Below are 21,128 nucleotides of genomic sequence, written 5' to 3'. Positions count from 1 at the left end.
AGTGGAAGAAGGCGACTCCGGAGGGATTCAAATGGAAACAACCTAAGTTCGCCGCGTCGTGCGGCAACGGTTGCATGACCTACATCCTGTTGGCCCGCGTCCATCTGAAACGAAAATCATCACCGTCTAATCTCCCATAATAATTAACCAATTTAAAAAGCTGTCCCAAAAAGTCAATTCATGACCTTTTGAGGCAGCTTCTTTTTTTATATTAACTTTATTTCACCATATAGCCCCAACGCATTGCGAACAATGTCCCGAAAATCGTGACTAGTCCTACAAACAAGGCGTAGAGGATATTTAAATACAGCGTCTTGCTCTCTGCATTTTCTTTCACGTGCATGAACAGGAACAGTTGCAATCCTGCTTGTACAAGAGCTGTAACAACGAGAATCGTCATTCCTGCAGTAAATGATAAGTCAAAAAGTACTGCTACAAGTGCTACAAGTGATAGTAACAGGGAGAATAAGAATCCCATAACGTGCTGTGCTGGAAAAAGTTGTTTCATCTTACATCAGTCCTTTCAAGTAGACGAAGCTGAAGATGAAGATCCAAACAACGTCAAGAAAGTGCCAATACAAAGAGAAGATGAATGACTTATTCGCAGTTTCCGGCGTAAAGCCACGCTTTTTAATTTGTAGTAAAATCGAGCCGCCCCAAAGGAGACCGAATGTTACGTGCAATCCGTGCGTTCCGAGAAGAGTGAAGAGGGCAGATAAGAATCCGCTTGTTTGAATCGTTGCACCTTCACCAACATACGTTACGAATTCATAAACTTCTACACCCAGGAATGCAGCACCAAGCGCTAAAGTAATACCGAAGAATGTCATCATCGGTTTCTTCAAGCCAAGTCGCATCGCATGTACACCGAGACCTATCGTGAAACTACTTGACAAGAGAAGAATCGTTTCAATCATGACCGGACTTAGATGGAACAAATCAGATGCAGAAGGTCCGACATTTGTATTGCCTTGTAATGTAAAGTACACCGCAAACAAAGTGGAGAAGAGGGCGATTTCCGCCCCCAAGAAGATCCAGAAACCAAGGATCTTCATTTTATTTTCATCGGTACTATATTCCATAGGTACTGAGTGATCAATTTTCATGCTGTGCACCTCGCAATGCGTTTTCTGTGCGTTCAATTTCTTCAACAGAAATGTAACGTCCGTGATCCTTTTCGAATGATCGATACGCAAGTGTTCCTAAAATCAAAACTCCAAAGACAATCGCAGGGATCCACCAACTGAATACCATGAAGAAGCCCCAGAAGAAGAACAGTGCACCCATAATGACAGGCAGACCGCTATTATTCGGCATATGGATTGGCTCATACTTTCCAGTTGCGAGTGGTTTTCCTTCTTTCTTCGCAAACCAGTGAGCATCCAATTTATTCACAGTTGGGATCAATGCAAAGTTATATTCAGGTACCGGGCTATGTGTACTCCATTCAAGTGAACGAGCATCCCATGGATCTTGGTCTATATCCCGAGGACTGTAACGAACACTCCAGTAAATGTTGTATACAAGGATGATGAAACCGATCGCAAGACCGACCGCACCGACCATGGATAACATGTTAAGTGGTCCGTATCCAGTGCTTTCTGAATACGTATACATCCGACGTGTCATTCCGTTTAATCCGAGAATGAAGAGCGGGAAGAACGTCACGTTAAAGCTGATTGTGATAAACCAGAATGACAGCTTTCCAAGCTTTTCATTTAACATGAAACCAAACACTTTAGGGAACCAGAAATGGAACCCGGCAATGACCGCAAACACCGTACCTGGTATAAGTACATAGTGGAAGTGGGCAACTAAGAACATTGTATTGTGATACTGATAGTCGGCACTCGCCATAGCAAGCATGACACCTGTTACCCCACCAATGGTGAAGATTGGAATGAAGGCAAGTGAATACAACATAGGTGTCGTAAAGCTGATCTTCCCTTTACGTAACGTGAATAACCAGTTGAATATTTTCACACCGGTTGGAATCGCGATGGCCATCGTTGTAATTGAGAACACACTATTGACCATAACGCCGTGGCCCATTGTATAGAAGTGATGGGCCCAAACGACGAAGGATAGTAGCGAAATTGCAACCATACTGACAACCATCGATTTATAGCCGTAGAGGTTTTTACGTGCAAATGCTGAGATGATTTCACTGTAAATACCGAAGGCTGGCAAAATAACAATATACACTTCAGGATGTCCCCAAACCCAGAACAGGTTCGCCCAAAGCATGTCCATACCACCACTTTGCATGGCGAAGAACTGTGTGCCAAACTGACGATCGAGTGTCATCAATGCAAGTGCAACTGTCAAAACAGGGAATGCAAAGACAATAATGACGTTTGTGATCAAAACAGACCATGTAAACATCGGCATTTTCATGAGTGTCATACCAGGTGCACGCATTTTGAGAATCGTCACCAAGAAGTTAATACCTGTTAACAGGGTACCAATTCCGGCAATTTGCAACGCGAGCGAATAATAGTTATTCCCGACTGTCGGACTGAACTCCAGACTCGCAAGTGGGAAGTACGCAGACCATCCGGCATCCGGTGAACCACCGATGACGAACGAAATGTTGAACAGCATCGCACCAGCAAAGAATAACCAGAAGCTGATTGCGTTCAATCGAGGAAATGCAACATCGCGTGCTCCGATTTGTAGCGGAATGACGACGTTCATTAATCCGATGATGAATGGCATTGCCATGAACAGGATCATAATAACCCCGTGTGTTGTAAAGATTTCATTGTAATGTTGACCGTCAAGCAATCCGTTATCAGGAATGGCTGTCTGACCACGCATTAAGAGTGCATCGACGCCTCCACGGAATAACATGAGAAGTGCAGAGAGAATGTACATGACTCCGATTTTCTTATGGTCAACTGTAGTTAACCAGTTCATCCAAAGCCAGTTCCACTTTTTAAAGTATGTGAGCGCAATCGGGATCGCAAGAGATACAACAACAATACTTACCATTGCTGCGTAAATCATCGGTTCTCCGGTTACGAAAAATTCGTCCCATTTCATATCGTTGAACTCCTTTCGTTTGTTAAGTATGTGAATGGAAGGTTGAAGTTGCACTGCATGCACTTAGTGCGCATCATGATCCATATCCATATCCATATCCATATCCATATCCATATCCATATCTTCATGTTGATCATCAGTTGATGTAGATCCACCGTGATGATGTCCACTATTTTCCCCTTCAGGAGCGGGTTTGAATTCAAGGTGGTTAGAAGAATAAGTCTTACGACCGACGTGTTCAGCTTCTAACAAATCGTCGAACTCATCTTCTGTTAGCTTAGGGGCAGTTGTTTTCACATCGTTCACCCATTCCTTGTAATCTGCATCTGACAGTGATTGAGCTTCAAATTCCATTTTGGCAAAACCTTCACCACTGAAGTTCGAGTTTTTCCCTATAAATGATCCAGGGACATCTGCAGACATATGGATGGTATTCACCATGTCACTCATCGCATACTTTTGACCAGCAAGTTGTGGAATCCAAAAACTTGTAATCGGTCCGAATGAATAAAGTCGGAACTCAATTGGGCGGTCTGCTGGGAAATTCACATAGTTTACAGTTTCGATTCCCTCTTCTGGGTAACTGAAATGCCATTTCCAGTTGGAGGAAGAAGCGTAGATGACAATTGGCTTTTCATCGGCATAAGCGACAGATTTTTGCTCCACTGTACTAGTGGTAGACACGGTAACAACGGAAAGAATTATTACGATGACGACCGGAATCGCTGTCCAAATGATTTCTAACCATTTGTTTCCTTCTTCGTGTGGTGGTTCGTAATCGTCATCTAGTTTTGAAGCACGATACTTCAAAAGAACAACTGTATAAAGTACATAGACGACGAGAAGGATGCCTGCCATCATTGCGATAGAAAACAGGATTGTGCTCGATAATGTCCTAGCTTGCGGACCTTTTGGATCTAATATGAGCAGTGGGTTGTCACAACCGGCAAGCAAAATGGCTGTAATAGAAAATAGCGTTAGTGCTATCCACTTTTTTTTCATGATAGAACTCCTCTCAAGGGTGAAATGGTGACAATGGAAGTCGATATAATTGACCGTTAAAATATATTCGAATAATTAAAAGCGGTCTGTATTTTTCATGAAAATGTAAACGACTTCCGTGCGAACTTTATAATAGTACCGTGAAACCAAGATTACAATGCTCAAGTGAGTATGTCACAAAAGGTTCTTATCTGTTCAAATTCATGAGCGAACAATTTGCATCACCTATTAAATGGGTGTAAGATTATTTATAATTTGTTTGATAAAGTTATTAGAAATATAGGGTTTTTTAGGCAAGTCGGAGAGTTATGAGGATTATAGAAGTAACAAGGATGTCCATTTTTAGGCAAACAAAAACAGCTTTTCTTTTCGCGTTCCGCAAAAGAAAAGCTGTTTTATGTACCACCGTCGTTTTGAAAAGTCTGTTGGGCGAGATTCGTCTTCAAAATCAGTTGACGACCTCGTGAGTGAGTTCTTCATCTCTAAAATATAGGAAGTGCTCTTCGTCTAATTCGTTTATACGTTCCTTATTCAAGCCAGCAGCTAAATTACCTTCAAAAATTGTTTCCCACCAAGTATCAGTTGTTGTCATCATTAGTTCCTCCCTTAAAGAATGTGGTTGGTTGCTTGTTATACACTCTTTACCCAAACTCTGTTTGGCTCAAAACGTTGTTCTGAAAAAAGGCTCCGATAGTCCTGCTACGAAATTCCAATTTTGTAGAACTGCCTGATGTGGTTAGTATATGAATCGACAGGCGTTGCTAACCTGCGTATTTTGTCGGAATTAATGATAACAAAAACAGATCCTTTTGAATGATTGACTTTTAAATAACTTTTTGATATTGAGCAGTTTGGATTTTTGCGTAACACTCTAAAGGTAGTTAAGATAGAAGAAACCGCTTAAGAGGAGGAACGTCCATGAACTTTACATCTAAAGACGTAGAATCAATAATTGAGCGCCAACATAATTTTTATTTTACAGGGGCAACTCGTTCTATTGAATTTAGAAAAGAAATGCTAATCCGCTTAAAAGAAGCGATTCAAGCAAATGAACAAGAAATCGAAAAAGCGCTCTACCGGGACTTGCGGAAAAATTCTTTTGAAGCATATGTAACTGAAATCGGATTTGTTCTTTCAAGTATTGGTCACGTGTTGAAACATTTAGCTGAATGGATGGAACCGGAAACAGCGAAAACACCACTCTATTTACAGCCTGGGAAAAGTTATGTTATCCGAGAGCCGTTTGGATCGGTTTTAGTAATTGGACCGTTCAATTATCCGTTTCAACTAATCATGGAACCAATAGTAGGTGCAATAGCAGCTGGAAACTGTGTAGTTGCAAAACCATCTGAAGCAGCACCTCATACTGCTGCTGTTGTTAGAAAAATTCTAGAACAGCAATTTCCACCCGAATATGTTCGAGTTGTAGAAGGCGCAAAAGAAGAAACTTCAGCCTTGATACATGCTCCGTTTGATTCAATTTTCTTTACAGGCAGTGTCACGGTAGGCAAAATTGTTATGAAAGCGGCATCTGAACGTCTAACCCCTGTAACACTTGAACTAGGCGGTAAGAGTCCTGCGATTGTAGATCAGACAGCTAATTTAAAAATTGCTGCTGAACGGATAGTATGGGGGAAGTTCTCGAATGCGGGTCAAACGTGTGTTGCGCCAGATTATGTAATGGCACATAAGACGATTAAGGAACCACTGTTAAAAGAGATTAAAAAGGCCATTCGACGTTTTTATGGAAAAGATGCGTCCTTAAGCAAGGACTACGGTCGGATCATAAATGAGAAACAATTCGATCGTCTCCAAACTATTCTTAAAAGAGAGCAACATGTTGTAAGTAGTGGTGGAAACACTGACAGAGCAGACTTATATATCGAACCGACCGTCCTAGAAGGTATTCATTTTGACAGCCCTTCTATGGAAGATGAATTGTTCGGACCAATCTTGCCAGTACTTGAGTATGAAAACTTAGGTGCATTGCTGCATCAAATTCGTAAAATGCCAAAACCACTTGCTGGTTATATGTTCACTGAAAATGAGGAAGCTGCTACATACTTCACAGAACAGTTGCCTTTTGGAGGAGGATGTATCAATGATACAATTTCTCATGTTGGCAACATTCACATGCCATTCGGAGGAGTGGGATCGTCCGGACAAGGTAATTATCATGGAAAAGCAAGCTTTGACGTCTTCACTCATGAAAAAGCTATGATGAATCGTAGTACTGCGATTCCAATGAGAGCTGCTTTTCCTCCATACGGTAATAAGCTGAAATACATTAAACCGCTGATTCGTTAAGATCAGTGGTTTTTCTTTTGATTCGTTAATTCAACCATGACGTAGCAACAAAAAAAACGTATAATGAATGTATTGCCTAAAAAAAGCAGGTGGTCGAAAATCGAAAATGGACCACTGTAAGGTACGGCTGAACGGAGGAGTACAATGAATACAAAACAATTATTGGCGGTTTTGCCAGTTAAACGTGAGGTAGGGGTACTACCTGAACAAGTAACAGATTTAACAACAGACTCTCGAGCTGTCAGTGCAGGAGGAGTATTTGTCTGTATTGAAGGCTTTACAGTAGATGGACACCAATATGTTAGACAAGCAGTCGAATTAGGTGCACGGGTTATCATCGCCTCCAAACCAATAGAAGTCGATCTTGAAAAAGTGGCTGTGGTATACGTAGAAAGCACTTCTAGAGCAATTAGCTTACTCGCTTCTGCTTGGTGTGGTTATCCTTCCAAACGAATGAAAATGATCGGGGTAACTGGGACAAACGGAAAAACAAGTGTAAGTAATATCATTCACGGCATCCTAATGGGAGCTGGTGAACGTTCAGCTGTCTCAGGGACAATCGGGTTCAACTTGGATGGAGTATTGTATGAAACGGAAAATACAACGACGGACGTGTTGACAACACAAAAGATGATTGCACGAGCAGCAGAAGAAGGTTGCGACACGATGACGATGGAAGTTTCTTCTCATGGTCTCATAGAGGGACGGTTAGCGGGAACAGAATTTGATATTGCCGTTTTCACGAACTTGACACACGATCATTTGGATTTCCACGGAACGATGGAGAACTATGGCAATGCGAAAGGTCTTCTGTTTGCTCAGCTTGGGCAAGACTTACAACAACAAAAAGTTGCTGTGTTGAACGCAGATGATAAGTGGCACACTAAGATGAAGGAGATGACATCCTATCCTGTGCTAACTTACGGAATTCATGCGGATGCAATGTTCTCTGCTTCAAATATAGACCTTCGAACAGATGGGAGCTCGTTTACGCTACACTCGCCAGAAGGTGAATGGGAAGTAGACATGCGAATGATTGGTGAATTTAGTGTATCCAATGCTCTTGCTGCGATTACTGCACTCTATGCAAAAGGACTTGCAATCCCCGATATCTTAGCGCCACTCCGTTATCTGGCACCTATTAAAGGCCGAATGGAACGAGTGGAAACTGAACTGCCTTTAACAATATACGTGGACTATGCCCATTCTGCTGATGCGATAGAAAAAGCGATTGATGCTGTACTGCCGTATAAATCAGCAGAATCGAAACTTATCTTTGTCATTGGCACAGGAGGGAACAGGGATCGGAAGAAACGTCCTGTGATGGCTGAAAAAGCTTCCTCTGCGGATTACGTGATTTTAACCACTGATGATCCGAGAGACGAACCATATGACTCCATAACATCTGAACTTGCAGCAGGAATGACTCATCAGCAGTTTGCATGTATAGGAGATCGCGAAGTTGCCGTGCGACATGCGATTGAAGTTGCTGATGAAGGCGATATTATTATCTTCGCAGGTAAAGGACATGAAGATTATCAAATTATCGGCTCAACAAAATATCCGCATTCGGATGCAACAATTGCACTTGAAGAGGCGGAAAAGAAATTTGGTAAAGGCATAATCGGCAGCTAAATGTCGGGCTCATATACGAAGGAGAATAAGGAAATGACTAAAAATATGCAAGAAGAAATTGCTTCAAGACGAACGTTTGCCATCATCTCTCACCCAGATGCCGGGAAGACGACGATGACAGAAAAACTGCTCTATTTCGGTGGCGCCATCCGGGATGCTGGGACAGTTAAGGGAAAGAAAAGTGGAAAGTATGCAACGTCCGACTGGATGGAAATTGAAAAACAACGTGGTATTTCTGTGACCTCTTCTGTTTTACAATTCGATTACGACGGAAAACGGGTTAACATTCTCGATACACCGGGACACGAAGACTTTAGTGAGGATACCTATCGAACGCTTATGGCGGTCGATGCAGCTGTTATGATGGTCGACTCAGCAAAAGGGATCGAGCCTCAAACTATCAAGCTCTTCAAAGTTTGTCGTATGCGTGGTATACCCATTTTCACGTTTATGAACAAAATGGATCGACAAGGTAAAGAACCACTTGAGTTAATGGAAGAGCTAGAAGAAGTTCTCGGCATTGAGTCCTACGCAATGAACTGGCCGATCGGTATGGGGAAAGAATTCATGGGGATTTACGATCGCTACAATAATCGTATTGAACAAGCCCGAGTTGAAGGGGAAGATAAGTATCTTGAGTTAGACGACGAAGGACAACTGGCTAAGCCCCATCCAATGATGGAAACTTCTTATTACAAACAAGCAGTGGAAGATGCACTTTTGTTAGAAGAAGCAGGGAATTCTTTTGATGAAAGTCGCGTAGCCAAGGGTGAGCTTACACCTGTGTTTTTCGGAAGTGCCTTGACAAACTTTGGTGTCCAGACATTTTTGGAAACCTTTTTGAACTTTGCTCCTTCACCGCAACCACGAATAACAGAAAACGAACAATATGTAGACCCAATGACAGATGAATTCTCAGGATTCATCTTCAAGATTCAAGCAAATATGAACCCAGCCCATCGGGACCGGATTGCGTTCGTTCGAATTGTGTCTGGTTCGTTTGAAAGAGGAATGTCTGTAAACATACCTCGTATTGGGAAAACGGTAAAGTTATCACAAACCACTCAGTTTCTTGCAGATGATCGTGAGACAGTGAATGAAGCGGTAGCAGGCGATATTATCGGATTGTATGACACAGGGAACTATCAGATTGGAGATACTGTTGTTGGCGGTAAGTCCACATACCAATTTGAAGCGTTGCCACAGTTCAACCCAGAATTATTCGTTAAAGTTACGGCAAAGAATGTTATGAAGTCGAAACACTTCCATAAAGGGATTTTACAGCTCGTTCAAGAAGGCGCTATTCAGTATTACAAGACACTTCATACTGAAGAAGTCATACTTGGTGCAGTAGGTCAGCTTCAATTTGAAGTGTTCGAGCATCGTATGAAAAATGAATATAATGTCGAAGTCCAAATGGAGCACATCGGCTCTAAAGTTGCGCGGTGGATTGAAAACGAAGCAGACGTAAAGGAATCTATGACTGGTCCACGCTCTATGCTCGTAAAAGACCGTTTCGATAACTTAGTCTTCCTATTTGAAAACGACTTTGCAATGCGTTGGTTCGGTGACAAGTTCCCGGATATTCGTTTATATAGTTTGTTATAAGCAGTAGCCCACATTAAAAACTCGTTACCTATTTGTGTACGAGTTTTTTTACTATCATTAAATTTTCGAACGTTCTGTTTGAACTCAAGCGACGCATTGCATATGATGAAAGTATTGTATTTAAGACAAAAGGGGACGCGCACATGAAAATAAGCGATTTTTCGATTAAACGCCCGGTATTTACGATTGTCACGATGTTTTTAATTATTATTCTCGGGGCCGTATCTTTTCTAAAAATACCCGTTACGCTCATACCAGATTTAAACCCACCAGTCGCAGTGGTCGTTGCGAATTATGGGGGCGCATCTCCAACAGAAGTAAGCGAAAAGCTAACAAAACCGCTAGAAGAAAGTCTCTCCACAGCACCTGGGTTAAAGTCCTTGCAATCCACTTCACAAGAAGGTGCTACCTTAGTCTTCATGATGTTTGATTGGTCTGCTGATATCGACGATGTTCAGCTCGACATTTTGCAGCGAATCGACCAGGTTCCTATACCTGAAGGTGCGGATAAACCTCGTTTCATGAAGTTTGATCCTTCTCAATTCCCGGTCATTCAACTTGCACTTAAAACAGATTCTGAAGAGGTGGACATACGGAAGATTGCAGAAGAATTGGAAACAGAATTACGGCAAACTGATGGTGTCGCGAGTGTCAGCGTATCTGGTAAGCTTGTCGAAGAAATTCAAATTGTATTAGATGAGAGTAAGCTTGAAAAGAACGGGCTCACTCAAGCTGACGTGTTGCAAGCAGTTCAAGCTTCGAACGTAACGATGCCAGGTGAGCCAGTGAGTGCCTCTGGTGGCAAACAACTTACGACGCGTATTATCAGTACCCTCAATTCAGCTGATGATGTGAAAAACGTCATTATTGGTCCAAATCCTGTGACTGGTAAGCGATTGCATGTAAAAGATGTCGCAACTGTCACCCGCACAGAAGCAAATAGTGGCACGTTAACTCGTGCAAATGATCAACAAGCCGTGTTACTCTCTGTCCTCCAGGAATCGGGAGCGAATACTGCTGAAGTGTCCAAGTCTTTCAAACAATCATTAGATCGGATGTTAGACGAAAAACAATTTAAGGACGTCGAAGCGGATATATTATTTGACCAAGGTGATTACGTAAAATTGGCCATTAATAACATAGGTCAATCACTCATACTTGGTGGTCTCTTCGCCATGATCGTTCTTTTCTTCTTCCTACGGGGAATTAGAAGTCCGATTATTATTGGTGTTGCGATTCCTTATTCTGTTGTTGTGACATTCGTGCTAATGTTCTTTGCGGACTTCTCACTCAACATTATGACGTTAGGTGCGTTAGCCCTCGGTATCGGAATGCTAGTGGATAATTCCATTGTCGTGATTGAAAATATTGAACGGCACCTTGCTATGGGGAAAGACCGAAAAGTTGCAGCAAGCGAAGGGGCTAAAGAAATCAGTGGGGCGATCATTGCATCCACTTTGACGACATTGGCTGTTTTCGTTCCAGTCATTTTCATTAGTGGATTGATCGGACAAATCTTTACTCAATTTGCGTTGACGATCTCATTTAGTTTATTTGCATCATTAGTTGTTGCATTGACTGTTGTGCCAATGATGGCGAGTCGCATGTTACGTAAACCACGTCGCAATGTAGAAGCACGTAGACGACGCTCGAAAACACTCAGTACATTCGAGAAGTCCATCAAATGGTCTTTAGGTCATCGGTTCCTTATTCTAGTCATGACGGTAGTTTTACTTGGCGCTAGTGCATTTGGTTTGTTTAAAGTCGGGACGGAATTTTTACCGTCTACTGATGAAGGTTTCTTCAGCATTAATGTTGAACTTCCAAATGGATCTTCACTAGAAACAACGAATGCAGCAGTTAAAAAAGTAGAAGATGTGTTGAAAGAACAAAAAGATGTCGACGTATATGTCAGTCTAGTCGGTGGAACGCAGCAGTCTATGGCACAAGGTGGTTCTCAAGCGGATACAGCTGAAATGTATGTAAAGCTGAAACCGCTAGCAGATCGAGAGCGCTCCGTATTCGATTTTATGGATGATGTAAAGCCGAAAGTCGAAAAAGCGATTGGGGATACTGCTGAGATTAGCTTTAACGTACAAGCTGCTGCAGGTTCTAATCCGAATACGTTGACATTTGCAATTGAAGATACAAACGAATCCCGGTTAAATGAGGCAACTGAAAAGATAGATGCTGCTCTCAAAAAGTTAGATGGTGTAACAGATGTCTCTAATAACTTAATGGATACAGTTGAGGAAGTCCAAGTCACCGTTGATCCAAAGTTAGCCGCGAATTTTGGTTTGGCTCCTTATCAAGTAGCTCAAACGATTACAGACGTTACACGAGGTACATTTGCAACTCAAATCGTCGATGAAAATGATCAAGTGTTGACGGTAAAAGTCCAGTATGACAAAAAGTTTTATAAAGACACCGGAGCGTTACGAAAGATTAAGCTTCGTACACCAACAGGACAGTTTGTTAAGTTAGGGCAGATTGCGAAAATCGATATTGCTGAAGGTCCTGTTGCTATTCAACGTGTTGACCAAGCACACTCTGTTTCATACGATGTGAAGTATGAAAATGATAAATCACTTGGAGAGATGACGAAATCCGTGAACGATACTATTGATGAACTCAAGTTGCCGGATGAAGTGAAGATGTCCTACAGTGGAGACCGTGAACTCTTTGAGAGTGCAGCAAACGATATGATGCTAGCACTTATACTTGCAGTAGTTCTCGTTTACATTGTTATGGCAGCTCAATTTGAGTCGTTTAAATACCCATTTGTTATCATGTTCTCTGTTCCGTTGATGGTGATTGGTGTCGCGATTGGTTTGTTTGTGACGAACACTCCTATAAGTGTCACTTCGATCATTGGTATTCTTGTATTAGTAGGAATCGTCGTGAACAACGGGATTGTTCTTGTGGACTACATTAACCAGCAAAAGGCTGCTGGTATGAAATCGTATGATGCAATCGTCATCTCGGTTAAAAACCGTGTGCGTCCGATTCTTATGACAGCTCTAACGACAATTCTTGGCCTGTTACCACTTGCACTTGGTATTGGTGAAGGTACAGAAATAAACCAACCGATGGGAATTGCCGTGATTGGTGGACTCATCAGCTCCACGTTCTTGACACTCTTCATCGTACCGATTATTTATAGTCTCTTCGATAAAGAAACAAGAAGACGTGCACGACCCACAACATCTGTGGATAACCAAAATGATCTATAGAAGTTGACTTAAAAGCAGAGGAGAAGATCCCTCTGCTTTTTTGTATGGTATGAATAGGACAATCATTCATAGAATGTACCGATTTCTCATATAATGTGAGTATCTGCAAAGGAATGTTTTATTTGAAAAAACAGCAGCTACAAAATACGATTCTCCCGATTGGTATCGATTGTGTCGAAACTAAAACATCGAGAAGAAACTTTTTTGAAAAAGCGGATGTTTAGTTTACAGAACAGCTGATGATTAGTATAATAGAGGGAGAAAAGTACCCAACAACTGAATGTCTTTGACGTTTGTCAAAGGGGAGTAGCTATAGGGAAACCTATTTCATAGTCGTCAATACATGGTGATACAGCGCCATCGGTTATGATAGCTGGATTTTTAACGAATTCCGACTTAGCGAGACCTTTGCCTTTTATTAGGTGAGGGTTTTTTTGATTGAAAAAAAGGGAGGAATTTTTGTTGGAAAGTATTTTCTTTGAATACGCGTGGGTCCTACTTGTACTAATTGTTTTGGAAGGCCTTCTTGCAGCAGATAATGCAGTTGTTATGGCGGTTATGGTGAAACATCTTCCAAAAGTACAACAACAGAAAGCATTGTTCTACGGACTATTAGGGGCATTTGTTTTCAGATTTACAGCTCTGTTTTTCATCACATACCTTGTGAATTATTGGGAAATTCAAGCGCTAGGTGCAGTCTACCTATTGTATATTTCGGCAAAAAATATTTACGACCAAAGACATCATAAAAGTTCGGATCCGACTAAGAAAAAACGGAAAGAGTCTGGTTTCTGGGTTACTGTATTAAAAGTTGAACTTGCGGATATTGCGTTTGCACTAGACTCCATGCTTGCAGCGGTAGCACTTGCGGTAACACTTCCAGAACTAGGTAACTTCCATATCGGGGGCATTAATGGTGGACAATTTACCGTCATGCTGGTTGGTGGAATTATCGGTCTCGTTATGATTCGATTTGCAGCTCGCCAATTTGTAACATTGCTTGAGAAGTTTCCAGCACTTGAAACAGCTGCATTCCTTATTGTTGGCTGGGTAGGTGTTAAACTTGCTGTAATGACACTGGCACATCCTAATGTTCAAATTCTCGATACAGAATTTCCACATTCTCTGACGTGGAAACTTATTTTCTGGTCTGTCCTTGCAGCCATCGCATTAGGCGGTTATTTAACTGCTGTTGCAAGTAATAGAAAAAAATCCAAATAACGATTCTAAAACTGTCCAGCGCGAGAGATGTTTCTCGCAGTGGACAGTTTTTTTGATTAGCTTGTACATAATTACTAGGTAAATCTTAATAACGAGGATAAATTAGGTGACTGAAAATGAAACTAGCAGCCGAAGCTATAAGAGAACCGAATTTTTCTGACAGGATAAATTCGAATATGGTATGATTATGTCCTCCTGAAGGAAAGGATCGGATACAAAATGAAATTTAACCGAGATAGTTTACACAGATTCACACCTGCTCAATTAATTGTGTTTTATTATTTTTTAGCAATCGCATTTTCTTTTCTATTGTTGAATCTACCTGGAGTTTATAAACCCGGTGTGAAGGTTTCTTTTATCGATAGCTTATTTACATCTGTCAGCGCTGTCAGCGTTACAGGACTGACGCCGATTAGTATCGCAGGCACGTACACTGTTTTCGGACTATGTATGCTAATGCTCGTTCTGCAAATAGGCGGAATCGGGATTATGTCTATTGGTACGTTTTTTTGGTTGCTCGTAAAAAAACGTATTGGATTAAGAGAAAGACAGCTCATTATGGTAGATCATAATCAGTACTCACTAGCTGGGGTCGTACAATTGATTAAACAAATTGTACGGATTATTTTTCTGATTGAACTAATTGGTGGAATCGTCCTGACCATTTACATTATGCCTCTCTACGATAGTTTTTCAGAAGCACTGCTGAATGGAATGTTTTTGTCAGTTTCTGCAACAACAAATGCGGGATTCGACATCACAGATGCTTCCTTGTTGCCGTATTTCAACGATTATTTTGTACAATTTGTTATTATGGTGTTAATTATTTTAGGAGCTATTGGATTCCCTGTTCTTGTAGAAGTAAAAAGTTTCTTTTCAAAAAAGGTCCCTCATTTTCGTTTTTCACTATTTACCAAAATTACGACATCTACTTTTGGAATACTGTTGTTAGTAGGTGCGGTGATGATCTATATTTTAGAGTCATTTCATTCTTTTAAAGGGATGTCTTGGCATGAAAAGATCTTTTCTTCCCTGTTTCACTCTGTTTCCGCACGATCTGCGGGTTTAACAACATACGATATTACTAACTTTAGTGATGCGACGGATATCGTAATCAGTTCATTGATGTTTATCGGTGCCTCCCCAAGTTCAGTCGGTGGGGGAATTCGAACTACGACATTTGCTATCGCTGTACTATTTCTCATTAACTTTGCAAAAGGGAAAGATGTTATTCACATATTCAAAAGGCGTATCAAGCTTGTCGACATTTTTCGTTCGTATGCCGTCATTTTGCTGGCTGGCTTCATGGTTATGACTGCACTTCTTATAATGTTAGTCACGGAGCCGGGTGTACCAGTGGTCGCATTATTGTTCGAAATAACCTCTGCATTCGGAACGTGCGGTATGTCTCTTGGAATTACTGCTGATTTATCTGTCCCGGGCAAGGTCATTATTATGGCGCTCATGTTCATTGGGCGAGTGGGGCTTATTTCTTTTCTATTCACACTAGGTGGGAAAGTAAACAAAACCTCTTTCCGTTATCCAAAAGAGCGAGTAATTATAGGGTAATTTAGAATGAAAGAATTTATTGAATGTTCAATTAGATGATTCTATATTTCTTTGAATAACCTTGTATGGAAGAAAATTTGTGCAATATAATTCTAAAGGCCTATATAACGAGTTGTGGAAATATGGAATAATCTGAATTATACACATTGAATCGTTTATTTATGTAAGTTATAACATATGGTGCTATTTCATATCTTGTCTAAACAGTCTCGGGAGGGTAAAGAATGCTTGAACAATTAGAAAATGTGAATAGTTATGGATCACTTTTCGTTACCGACAATCGTCACCCTTGTATTTTGGTCAGTATGGATGGTGTCATTGCTGAGGCAAATTTCTTATTTTGTGAAAAGTTTTCGTTGGGACAAAATGATAACTTTTTATCGTTACTTAAAAGAGATGGTTTACGCAGCTGGAATGACTTTAAGCAAGAATGCACTGAAACAAAAGAAATCGTATTAGATGATTTCACCGTGGTTTCTGAAGAGAATGTTGAGTGTTTATGTAAAGCTCATATATTTTATTCAAACCAAACACAACAAGCTATCGTTACATTTGTGTTGCCAGTTTTTTGTACAGAACTACCAATAGTTGATTATTTAGGGTGCTTTACGCATGCCTCAAGGTTAACGATGATTGTTAATCGTGAAGGTCACATTATTGATGTCAATAATCGAGTTAGTGAATTATTTAACCTAACTAGGAATGCGGTTATTGGAAAACGTGCTCAATCGTTGTATAGAAAGTTCAACACGCAAAAGAGGAATGCAGAGGCCCAGTATGAGGCCTATATAAAAACACTTCGCACTATTGGAGAAGTCACCATCAGAGAACGATTTGAAGATGAACCGAATACGATTCAATTTTTTGAGATTCATGCCGTATATAATAGCGATAGCGACTTGTATATCGTGGAAATACAAGATTGTACAGAGATAGAAATGCTTCGCAGGAAGCTGGATCATTCCGGATCTTTGTCAACAGTAGGACAAATGGCAGCAAGTATTGCACATGAAATCCGTAATCCGATGACGACGTTAAAAGGATTTGTGCAGTTAATGGAAGTGACTGCAACAGGAGATACAGCGAAATATTTGTCTGTTGTGGACGACGAGCTAAAACGGATGGAAGCAATTCTGAATGAAATGCTTATGTTATCAAAACCATCGGAAGAAAAAATTTCTGAGTTCTCCTTAGGAGTACTTATTACGAAAGTGCTCGAGATCATGAAGCCGAAAGCAATGTTTGAATCGATTCACATCGACTGGCAAGATGCTTCTTTTTGCAACTCGATGATCTATTCTAATGCAGATAAAATCAAACAAGTTCTTTTGAATATTTTTAAAAATGCATTCGAGGCTATGGAACCCGGAGGGATTTTGACTCTGAAACTTGAAAAGGCGGAAGGTACCTCATTTACTCTTTCTGTTACGGATACAGGAAAAGGAATGACTCCATTGCAGATTAAAAATATATTCATGCCTTTTTTCACCTCTAAACCAGAAGGAACAGGTCTGGGACTACCTTTCGTTCTCAAGACAATGGAAGATTTGGGGGGAGCCGTAGCGGTTTCAAGTGTGGCAGAACAAGGAACAACATTCACATTGGTATTTCCACAACATTATTTGGAGAGTTGTGTAATAGTCGAGCAATCCTCTGCTAATTAACAATTCATATTGAATCAGTTTTGACGAATTGGTATTCAACCAACTATACTATCTTCATAGATCAAATTGGAAAACAGCAGGTGAATAATTTATGGGGAAAGCAAACGAACGCGCACTAAAATTATTTGTAGTCCTATCACGGGCGAATAAAGTGCTGCACGAAGAGACGAATCGACTGATCTCTTCTAAAGGGTTGAATCCGACGGAGTTTGCGGTTCTCGAGTTGTTGTACCACAAAGGAAAACAGCCTATCCAAAAAATTGGGGAAAAGATTTTAATGCGTAGCGGTTCAATGACCTATGTCATTAATAAACTGGAGTCCAACGGTTACTTACAACGAGAAGTCAATTCTATCGACAAACGCGTAACGTATGTAGAAATTACTACACAAGGGGAACAATTAATGGATGCATTGTTTCCAGGGCATGCAGAGAACATTACTAGTTTACTTTCATCATTGACTAATGAGGAGCAAGAACAAGCGACAAGTTTGCTCCAAAAGTTGGGAGTATCCATTCGTGATTTGTCCTCAACAAAAAGCTGAACAGCAAATTGCTGTTCAGCTTTTTGTTAGTGGTCTTATTTTGGTTGAATCGTTTCAGCCATTTTCAAATATTCTTCATAATAGCTCTCATCGTTGTTATCATACATCATGACCCGAACGATTAGCTCTCCTTTTTGGAAGATCATTGCTGTAATGGGACCTTCAGCTGAATCTACACGATACGCTTTCACTTTTTCTAGTTCTTTACTAGTTGGAAGTTGTGCTACGTCTGTCAATTCAACAGGAGACGCATCTTCGCTTGTAGCAGCAAGCGTTTCTGTCATGTTTTCTACAGCTTTGTCAAAATCAGTTTCAGAAGCTTGCATTGTTCCGATAACCATATATTTATCTTCATGTTCTTTTACATAAAGAATGTCACGTCCTGGCTCTTCACTCGTCAATTCATAAGTAGGGAGCACTTGCATTTTAAAGGATTGCTCATCGCTCTCTGTTTCTACAGCATCTGCTAACGTCGTAGCGTCATCAGATTCGCTACTGTCCGCTTCTGATTCTGAATCACTAGTTGTATCATCTTCCGTCGCTTCATCTTCACTTGAAGCGTTCTCGTCAGTAGTATCTGTTCCCTCTGCTCCATCAGTTTCACTTTCCGTACCTTCAGATGCTTCTGTGCCAGTATCAGCACCTTGATCAGTATTTTCAATTGGCTGCTTATCGTTGTCCTCTTCACTTGTATCCGTTCCACAAGCGGCTAATAATAGTGAGGCAGACAATGCTGTGTAAAGTAATTTTTTGTTTTTCATACGGTCATCTCCTCCTTACTCAATGTGACGCAAATTTGCAATAAAAGTTTCAATTTTCTTTTTTATGAAGGATGGTGTAGCGTTTATGGTTCACAACTGTTTTTTCTTCAAGCCCAAGTTCCTCGAAGTTTTCCATATACGTTAAGTTCACAATAACCGAGTTCTCATTCACTTTTTCTACAATCCCCTGTAAACCATCCTTAAATTCAATAATGGTTCCAACTTCTGCAATATTCAATTCTTCCATTTCTTCCATCTGATTCAACTCCTTTTACGACTAATTAATCTTAGTATACTTAACAAAAGCAATACAGGTAAAGTATCATGAAATGAGAGAATGTACAAATTATTATTGTTTCGACAATTGTTTGTCGCGAATTGTCGAAAGGTTTTGACACAGTTGTTTTGGCTTTATGTTATTATATATTAAGCTTTGTAATTAATCTTCGGGAGGGATCTCTATGGATAATCTGGAATATAAAATTGAATTTATTCGCAGGGAACTCTTGAAGACTGCAGAGGAAAAAGGTCTATCCTCCAATGAGACGGTCAAACTGAGCGTGGAATTGGATCACTTATTGAATGTCTATTCTTACGATGAAAAGAGCGCCGTTGCTAAAAATAGTAGTTTAGAGAGAAAAGTAAAAATTAAAAGTGAAAATATTGGCTGAACGTGTTTAGAAATCTGACGAAGGGGGATACTACAATTGAACACAGCAACATTCTCATTTCCCCCTTTTGATGACGGTCCTTTCCCAGGACCGTCTCTTTTTTGTTCACAGCAAGAAATGCAGCTTATTTTAGAGTATTATTAGTATAGTGTCATTAATTTTAAGGGGGATTATGAACATGGAAAATATTTCATTTATCGGAACAGGGGTAATGGGATCTAGTATTGTCGATCATTTGCTTCAAGCTGGCTATCCAGTAACTGTACATACACGTACGAAAGGGAAAGCGGAGCCACTTATTGCGGCAGGAGCTAAGTGGGCTTCTACGGTCGCTGAGGCTGTACAAACAGCAGATATCATCTTTACGATGGTTGGCATGCCTGCCGACGTTGAAGAAATCTATCTAAATGTTGATGGTATCCTCGCTAATGGAAGAAGTGGACAAATTGTTGTGGATATGACGACTTCTAGTCCGGCACTTGCAAAAAAAATCGAAGGAGCAGCTATTGAAAAAGGAATGACTTCACTCGATGCTCCTGTTTCTGGCGGAGATGTAGGAGCTAAAAATGGAACGCTTTCGATTATGTGTGGCGGTGACGAGACCGTATTTGAGCAAGTCAAACCGATTTTTTCGATATTTGGAAGTCAAATTGTACTTCAAGGTCGTGCAGGAGCTGGACAGCACACAAAAATGAGCAATCAGCTTGCCATTGCGACTAATATGATTGGTGTTTGTGAAGCACTTGCATATGCCGAAAAAGCAGGACTGGATCCAGAACGCGTTTTAGAGTCCATCACTCCTGGCGCTGCAGGTTCTTGGTCCCTTTCAAATCTTGGACCTCGTATGCTTTCTGGGAATTTTGAACCTGGTTTTTACACGAAGCATTTCCTTAAGGATCTGCGTATTGCACTTGATGAAGCAAGTGTCATGGAACTGGATCTGCCGGGATTACAGCTAGCAATCCGTCTTTATGAGGACCTTATGGCTAAAGGATACGGTGATAAAGGTACCCAAGTTCTCTTCAAACATTATCAATGAAAAAGGGACACGCCAATTTAGGCATGTCCCTCAGATTGTAGACAAAAGGGATGAGAATCGATTTGATTTCCATCCCTTTTGTCTTTTTGCATCGTTGACTCTGGAAATGAAGGATGACAGGCCGTTGATCTCCGTTCCGGACGGTCGCTTTCCGGGGGCTTGCCCTCAGCCTCCTCGTCGCTTCGAAAGCAAAGATGTGCTCCCAACGTTGCACTTATGCTCGCAAAAACCGTTCTTCGTTACGGCTTTTCCTGTGGGGTCTTCGCGCTGCGCTGATCCCCAGGAGTCGCCGTCCTGCACTTCAATCAACTGAATGTCCCAGGACACATTCACATCATTCAGCCAACAATTCAATTTGGGGCTCCATGTCCAGTTGGCAGGACTAACTAGACGTAGCAGAAGACTTAAGACACCTATATGGAATCCAAGAAGTCTATGGAAATTTAAAGAGACAGTTGAACGCGTTTTACCGAATCCAAAGAGAAGCATGGTATACGACGGACAATCCTAAGTGGGTTTAGGGGATTAAATAAATGACATTTTATTGAGAACAACAGGATCTATGCATGGTCTCCTGAGTAGAGAATATAAATCTGCAACCAATAGATAAATGAAGGAAAAATCAATTTCTGCCTCTAATTTACGAACCAGATGGTCTTGCAGAATTAACTGTTTGATCGTAAGCAGTTCCATCTGTTCTCGTTCATTAACTTGATTCTTCATCATCATTTCCATTACCTCATTTGATAGTTGGGGGATCCTGTTGATTGTAGCGGAGAGTGGCGACTCCGGAGGGATCAGCAAAGCATGAAGACCCTGGACTGAGCAA

Annotated in this window: 17 protein-coding genes and 1 pseudogene; 10 read left to right on the top strand and 8 right to left on the bottom strand. The window is 40.9% G+C overall.

The features are described 5' to 3' along the window. Positions 1-217: 217 nt before the first annotated feature. From qoxD to N693_RS20365, 5 genes are all read right to left on the bottom strand, one after another. The gene (qoxD, locus tag N693_RS0104475) at positions 218-508 is read right to left on the bottom strand and encodes a cytochrome aa3 quinol oxidase subunit IV (RefSeq protein WP_025783595.1); all 291 of its coding nucleotides are present in this window, start codon (positions 506-508) and stop codon (positions 218-220) included. Between the two features lies 1 nt (position 509). After that, a complete protein-coding gene (gene qoxC / locus N693_RS0104470; RefSeq protein WP_025783594.1) occupies positions 510-1,106 on the bottom strand; it encodes a cytochrome aa3 quinol oxidase subunit III in 597 nt (198 codons plus the stop codon). Next, entirely contained in the window at positions 1,096-3,045 is a 1,950-nt protein-coding gene (gene qoxB / locus N693_RS0104465) for a cytochrome aa3 quinol oxidase subunit I (RefSeq protein WP_025783593.1), read from the bottom strand. Before qoxB ends, qoxC begins: the two co-directional genes overlap by 11 nt. 63 nt (positions 3,046-3,108) lie before the next feature. Beyond that, complete coding sequence (gene qoxA / locus N693_RS0104460; RefSeq protein WP_025783592.1) at positions 3,109-4,047, bottom strand: cytochrome aa3 quinol oxidase subunit II; 939 nt, start codon at positions 4,045-4,047, stop codon at positions 3,109-3,111. A 448-nt stretch (positions 4,048-4,495) separates the two neighbouring features. Beyond that, the gene (locus N693_RS20365) at positions 4,496-4,639 is read right to left on the bottom strand and encodes a hypothetical protein (protein WP_172643569.1); all 144 of its coding nucleotides are present in this window, start codon (positions 4,637-4,639) and stop codon (positions 4,496-4,498) included. A 326-nt stretch (positions 4,640-4,965) separates the two neighbouring features. On the opposite strand from N693_RS20365, the gene N693_RS0104450 reads away from it, so the two are divergent. The 8 genes from N693_RS0104450 to N693_RS0104410 all read left to right on the top strand — a co-directional run bounded on the left by N693_RS0104450 (position 4,966) and on the right by N693_RS0104410 (position 17,828). Continuing rightward, complete coding sequence (locus N693_RS0104450) at positions 4,966-6,354, top strand: aldehyde dehydrogenase (RefSeq protein ID WP_025783591.1); 1,389 nt, start codon at positions 4,966-4,968, stop codon at positions 6,352-6,354. A gap of 144 nt (positions 6,355-6,498) precedes the next feature. Further along, positions 6,499-7,989, top strand: a complete 1,491-nt coding sequence (locus tag N693_RS0104445) for a UDP-N-acetylmuramoyl-L-alanyl-D-glutamate--2,6-diaminopimelate ligase (RefSeq protein WP_025783590.1) — start codon at positions 6,499-6,501, stop codon at positions 7,987-7,989. Between the two features lie 33 nt (positions 7,990-8,022). Then, positions 8,023-9,597, top strand: a complete 1,575-nt coding sequence (locus N693_RS0104440; RefSeq protein WP_025783589.1) for a peptide chain release factor 3 — start codon at positions 8,023-8,025, stop codon at positions 9,595-9,597. 143 nt (positions 9,598-9,740) lie between these two features. Further along, a complete protein-coding gene (locus N693_RS0104435; protein ID WP_025783588.1) occupies positions 9,741-12,830 on the top strand; it encodes an efflux RND transporter permease subunit in 3,090 nt (1,029 codons plus the stop codon). Between the two features lie 462 nt (positions 12,831-13,292). Further along, entirely contained in the window at positions 13,293-14,051 is a 759-nt protein-coding gene (locus tag N693_RS0104425; RefSeq protein WP_025783587.1) for a TerC family protein, read from the top strand. A gap of 219 nt (positions 14,052-14,270) precedes the next feature. Then, positions 14,271-15,620, top strand: coding sequence for a TrkH family potassium uptake protein (locus N693_RS0104420; protein ID WP_025783586.1), 1,350 nt, complete (start codon positions 14,271-14,273; stop codon positions 15,618-15,620). A gap of 224 nt (positions 15,621-15,844) precedes the next feature. Next, positions 15,845-17,284, top strand: a complete 1,440-nt coding sequence (locus N693_RS19610) for an ATP-binding protein (RefSeq protein ID WP_025783585.1) — start codon at positions 15,845-15,847, stop codon at positions 17,282-17,284. Between the two features lie 91 nt (positions 17,285-17,375). Then, the gene (locus tag N693_RS0104410) at positions 17,376-17,828 is read left to right on the top strand and encodes a MarR family winged helix-turn-helix transcriptional regulator (protein ID WP_025783584.1); all 453 of its coding nucleotides are present in this window, start codon (positions 17,376-17,378) and stop codon (positions 17,826-17,828) included. A 35-nt stretch (positions 17,829-17,863) separates the two neighbouring features. On the opposite strand, the gene N693_RS0104405 is transcribed toward N693_RS0104410, so the two are convergent. Together N693_RS0104405 and N693_RS0104400 are read right to left on the bottom strand one after the other, a co-directional pair. Continuing rightward, positions 17,864-18,589: a hypothetical protein gene (locus N693_RS0104405; protein ID WP_025783583.1), complete on the bottom strand. Its 726-nt coding sequence runs from the start codon at positions 18,587-18,589 to the stop codon at positions 17,864-17,866. Between the two features lie 49 nt (positions 18,590-18,638). After that, positions 18,639-18,845, bottom strand: a complete 207-nt coding sequence (locus N693_RS0104400) for a DUF2187 family protein (RefSeq protein ID WP_156028866.1) — start codon at positions 18,843-18,845, stop codon at positions 18,639-18,641. 205 nt (positions 18,846-19,050) lie between these two features. Here N693_RS0104400 and N693_RS0104395 point away from each other — a divergent pair, with 205 nt between their 5' ends. Further along, positions 19,051-19,260: an aspartyl-phosphate phosphatase Spo0E family protein gene (locus tag N693_RS0104395; protein ID WP_025783581.1), complete on the top strand. Its 210-nt coding sequence runs from the start codon at positions 19,051-19,053 to the stop codon at positions 19,258-19,260. A 178-nt stretch (positions 19,261-19,438) separates the two neighbouring features. Then, complete coding sequence (locus N693_RS0104385; protein WP_371257545.1) at positions 19,439-20,299, top strand: NAD(P)-dependent oxidoreductase; 861 nt, start codon at positions 19,439-19,441, stop codon at positions 20,297-20,299. 528 nt (positions 20,300-20,827) lie between these two features. Here the strand turns inward: N693_RS0104385 and N693_RS18895 are convergent. Further along, positions 20,828-21,028: pseudogene (locus tag N693_RS18895) on the bottom strand (IS5/IS1182 family transposase); the annotation flags it as partial. Positions 21,029-21,128: the final 100 nt, after the last annotated feature.

Origin of the sequence: Sporosarcina sp. D27 (assembly GCF_000586555.1) — a bacterium.
Classification (GTDB): domain Bacteria; phylum Bacillota; class Bacilli; order Bacillales_A; family Planococcaceae; genus Sporosarcina.
Note: the sequence above shows the minus strand (reverse complement) of the source record. Positions and strands in the feature narration are given on the sequence as shown.

Bases quoted from the DNA above. Each gene is read 5' to 3' on its own strand.
- N693_RS0104410 (WP_025783584.1), top strand. From the start codon at position 17,376: ATGGGGAAAGCAAACGAACGCGCACTAAAATTATTTGTAGTCCTATCA.
- N693_RS0104395 (WP_025783581.1), top strand. From the start codon at position 19,051: ATGGATAATCTGGAATATAAAATTGAATTTATTCGCAGGGAACTCTTG.
- N693_RS0104435 (WP_025783588.1), top strand. From the start codon at position 9,741: ATGAAAATAAGCGATTTTTCGATTAAACGCCCGGTATTTACGATTGTC.
- N693_RS20365 (WP_172643569.1), bottom strand. From the start codon at position 4,639: ATGACAACAACTGATACTTGGTGGGAAACAATTTTTGAAGGTAATTTA.
- qoxC (WP_025783594.1), bottom strand. From the start codon at position 1,106: ATGAAAATTGATCACTCAGTACCTATGGAATATAGTACCGATGAAAAT.
- qoxB (WP_025783593.1), bottom strand. From the start codon at position 3,045: ATGAAATGGGACGAATTTTTCGTAACCGGAGAACCGATGATTTACGCA.
- N693_RS0104420 (WP_025783586.1), top strand. From the start codon at position 14,271: ATGAAATTTAACCGAGATAGTTTACACAGATTCACACCTGCTCAATTA.
- N693_RS0104445 (WP_025783590.1), top strand. From the start codon at position 6,499: ATGAATACAAAACAATTATTGGCGGTTTTGCCAGTTAAACGTGAGGTA.
- qoxA (WP_025783592.1), bottom strand. From the start codon at position 4,047: ATGAAAAAAAAGTGGATAGCACTAACGCTATTTTCTATTACAGCCATT.
- N693_RS0104400 (WP_156028866.1), bottom strand. From the start codon at position 18,845: ATGGAAGAAATGGAAGAATTGAATATTGCAGAAGTTGGAACCATTATT.
- N693_RS0104440 (WP_025783589.1), top strand. From the start codon at position 8,023: ATGACTAAAAATATGCAAGAAGAAATTGCTTCAAGACGAACGTTTGCC.
- N693_RS0104450 (WP_025783591.1), top strand. From the start codon at position 4,966: ATGAACTTTACATCTAAAGACGTAGAATCAATAATTGAGCGCCAACAT.
- qoxD (WP_025783595.1), bottom strand. From the start codon at position 508: ATGAAACAACTTTTTCCAGCACAGCACGTTATGGGATTCTTATTCTCC.
- N693_RS0104385 (WP_371257545.1), top strand. From the start codon at position 19,439: ATGGAAAATATTTCATTTATCGGAACAGGGGTAATGGGATCTAGTATT.
- N693_RS19610 (WP_025783585.1), top strand. From the start codon at position 15,845: ATGCTTGAACAATTAGAAAATGTGAATAGTTATGGATCACTTTTCGTT.
- N693_RS0104405 (WP_025783583.1), bottom strand. From the start codon at position 18,589: ATGAAAAACAAAAAATTACTTTACACAGCATTGTCTGCCTCACTATTA.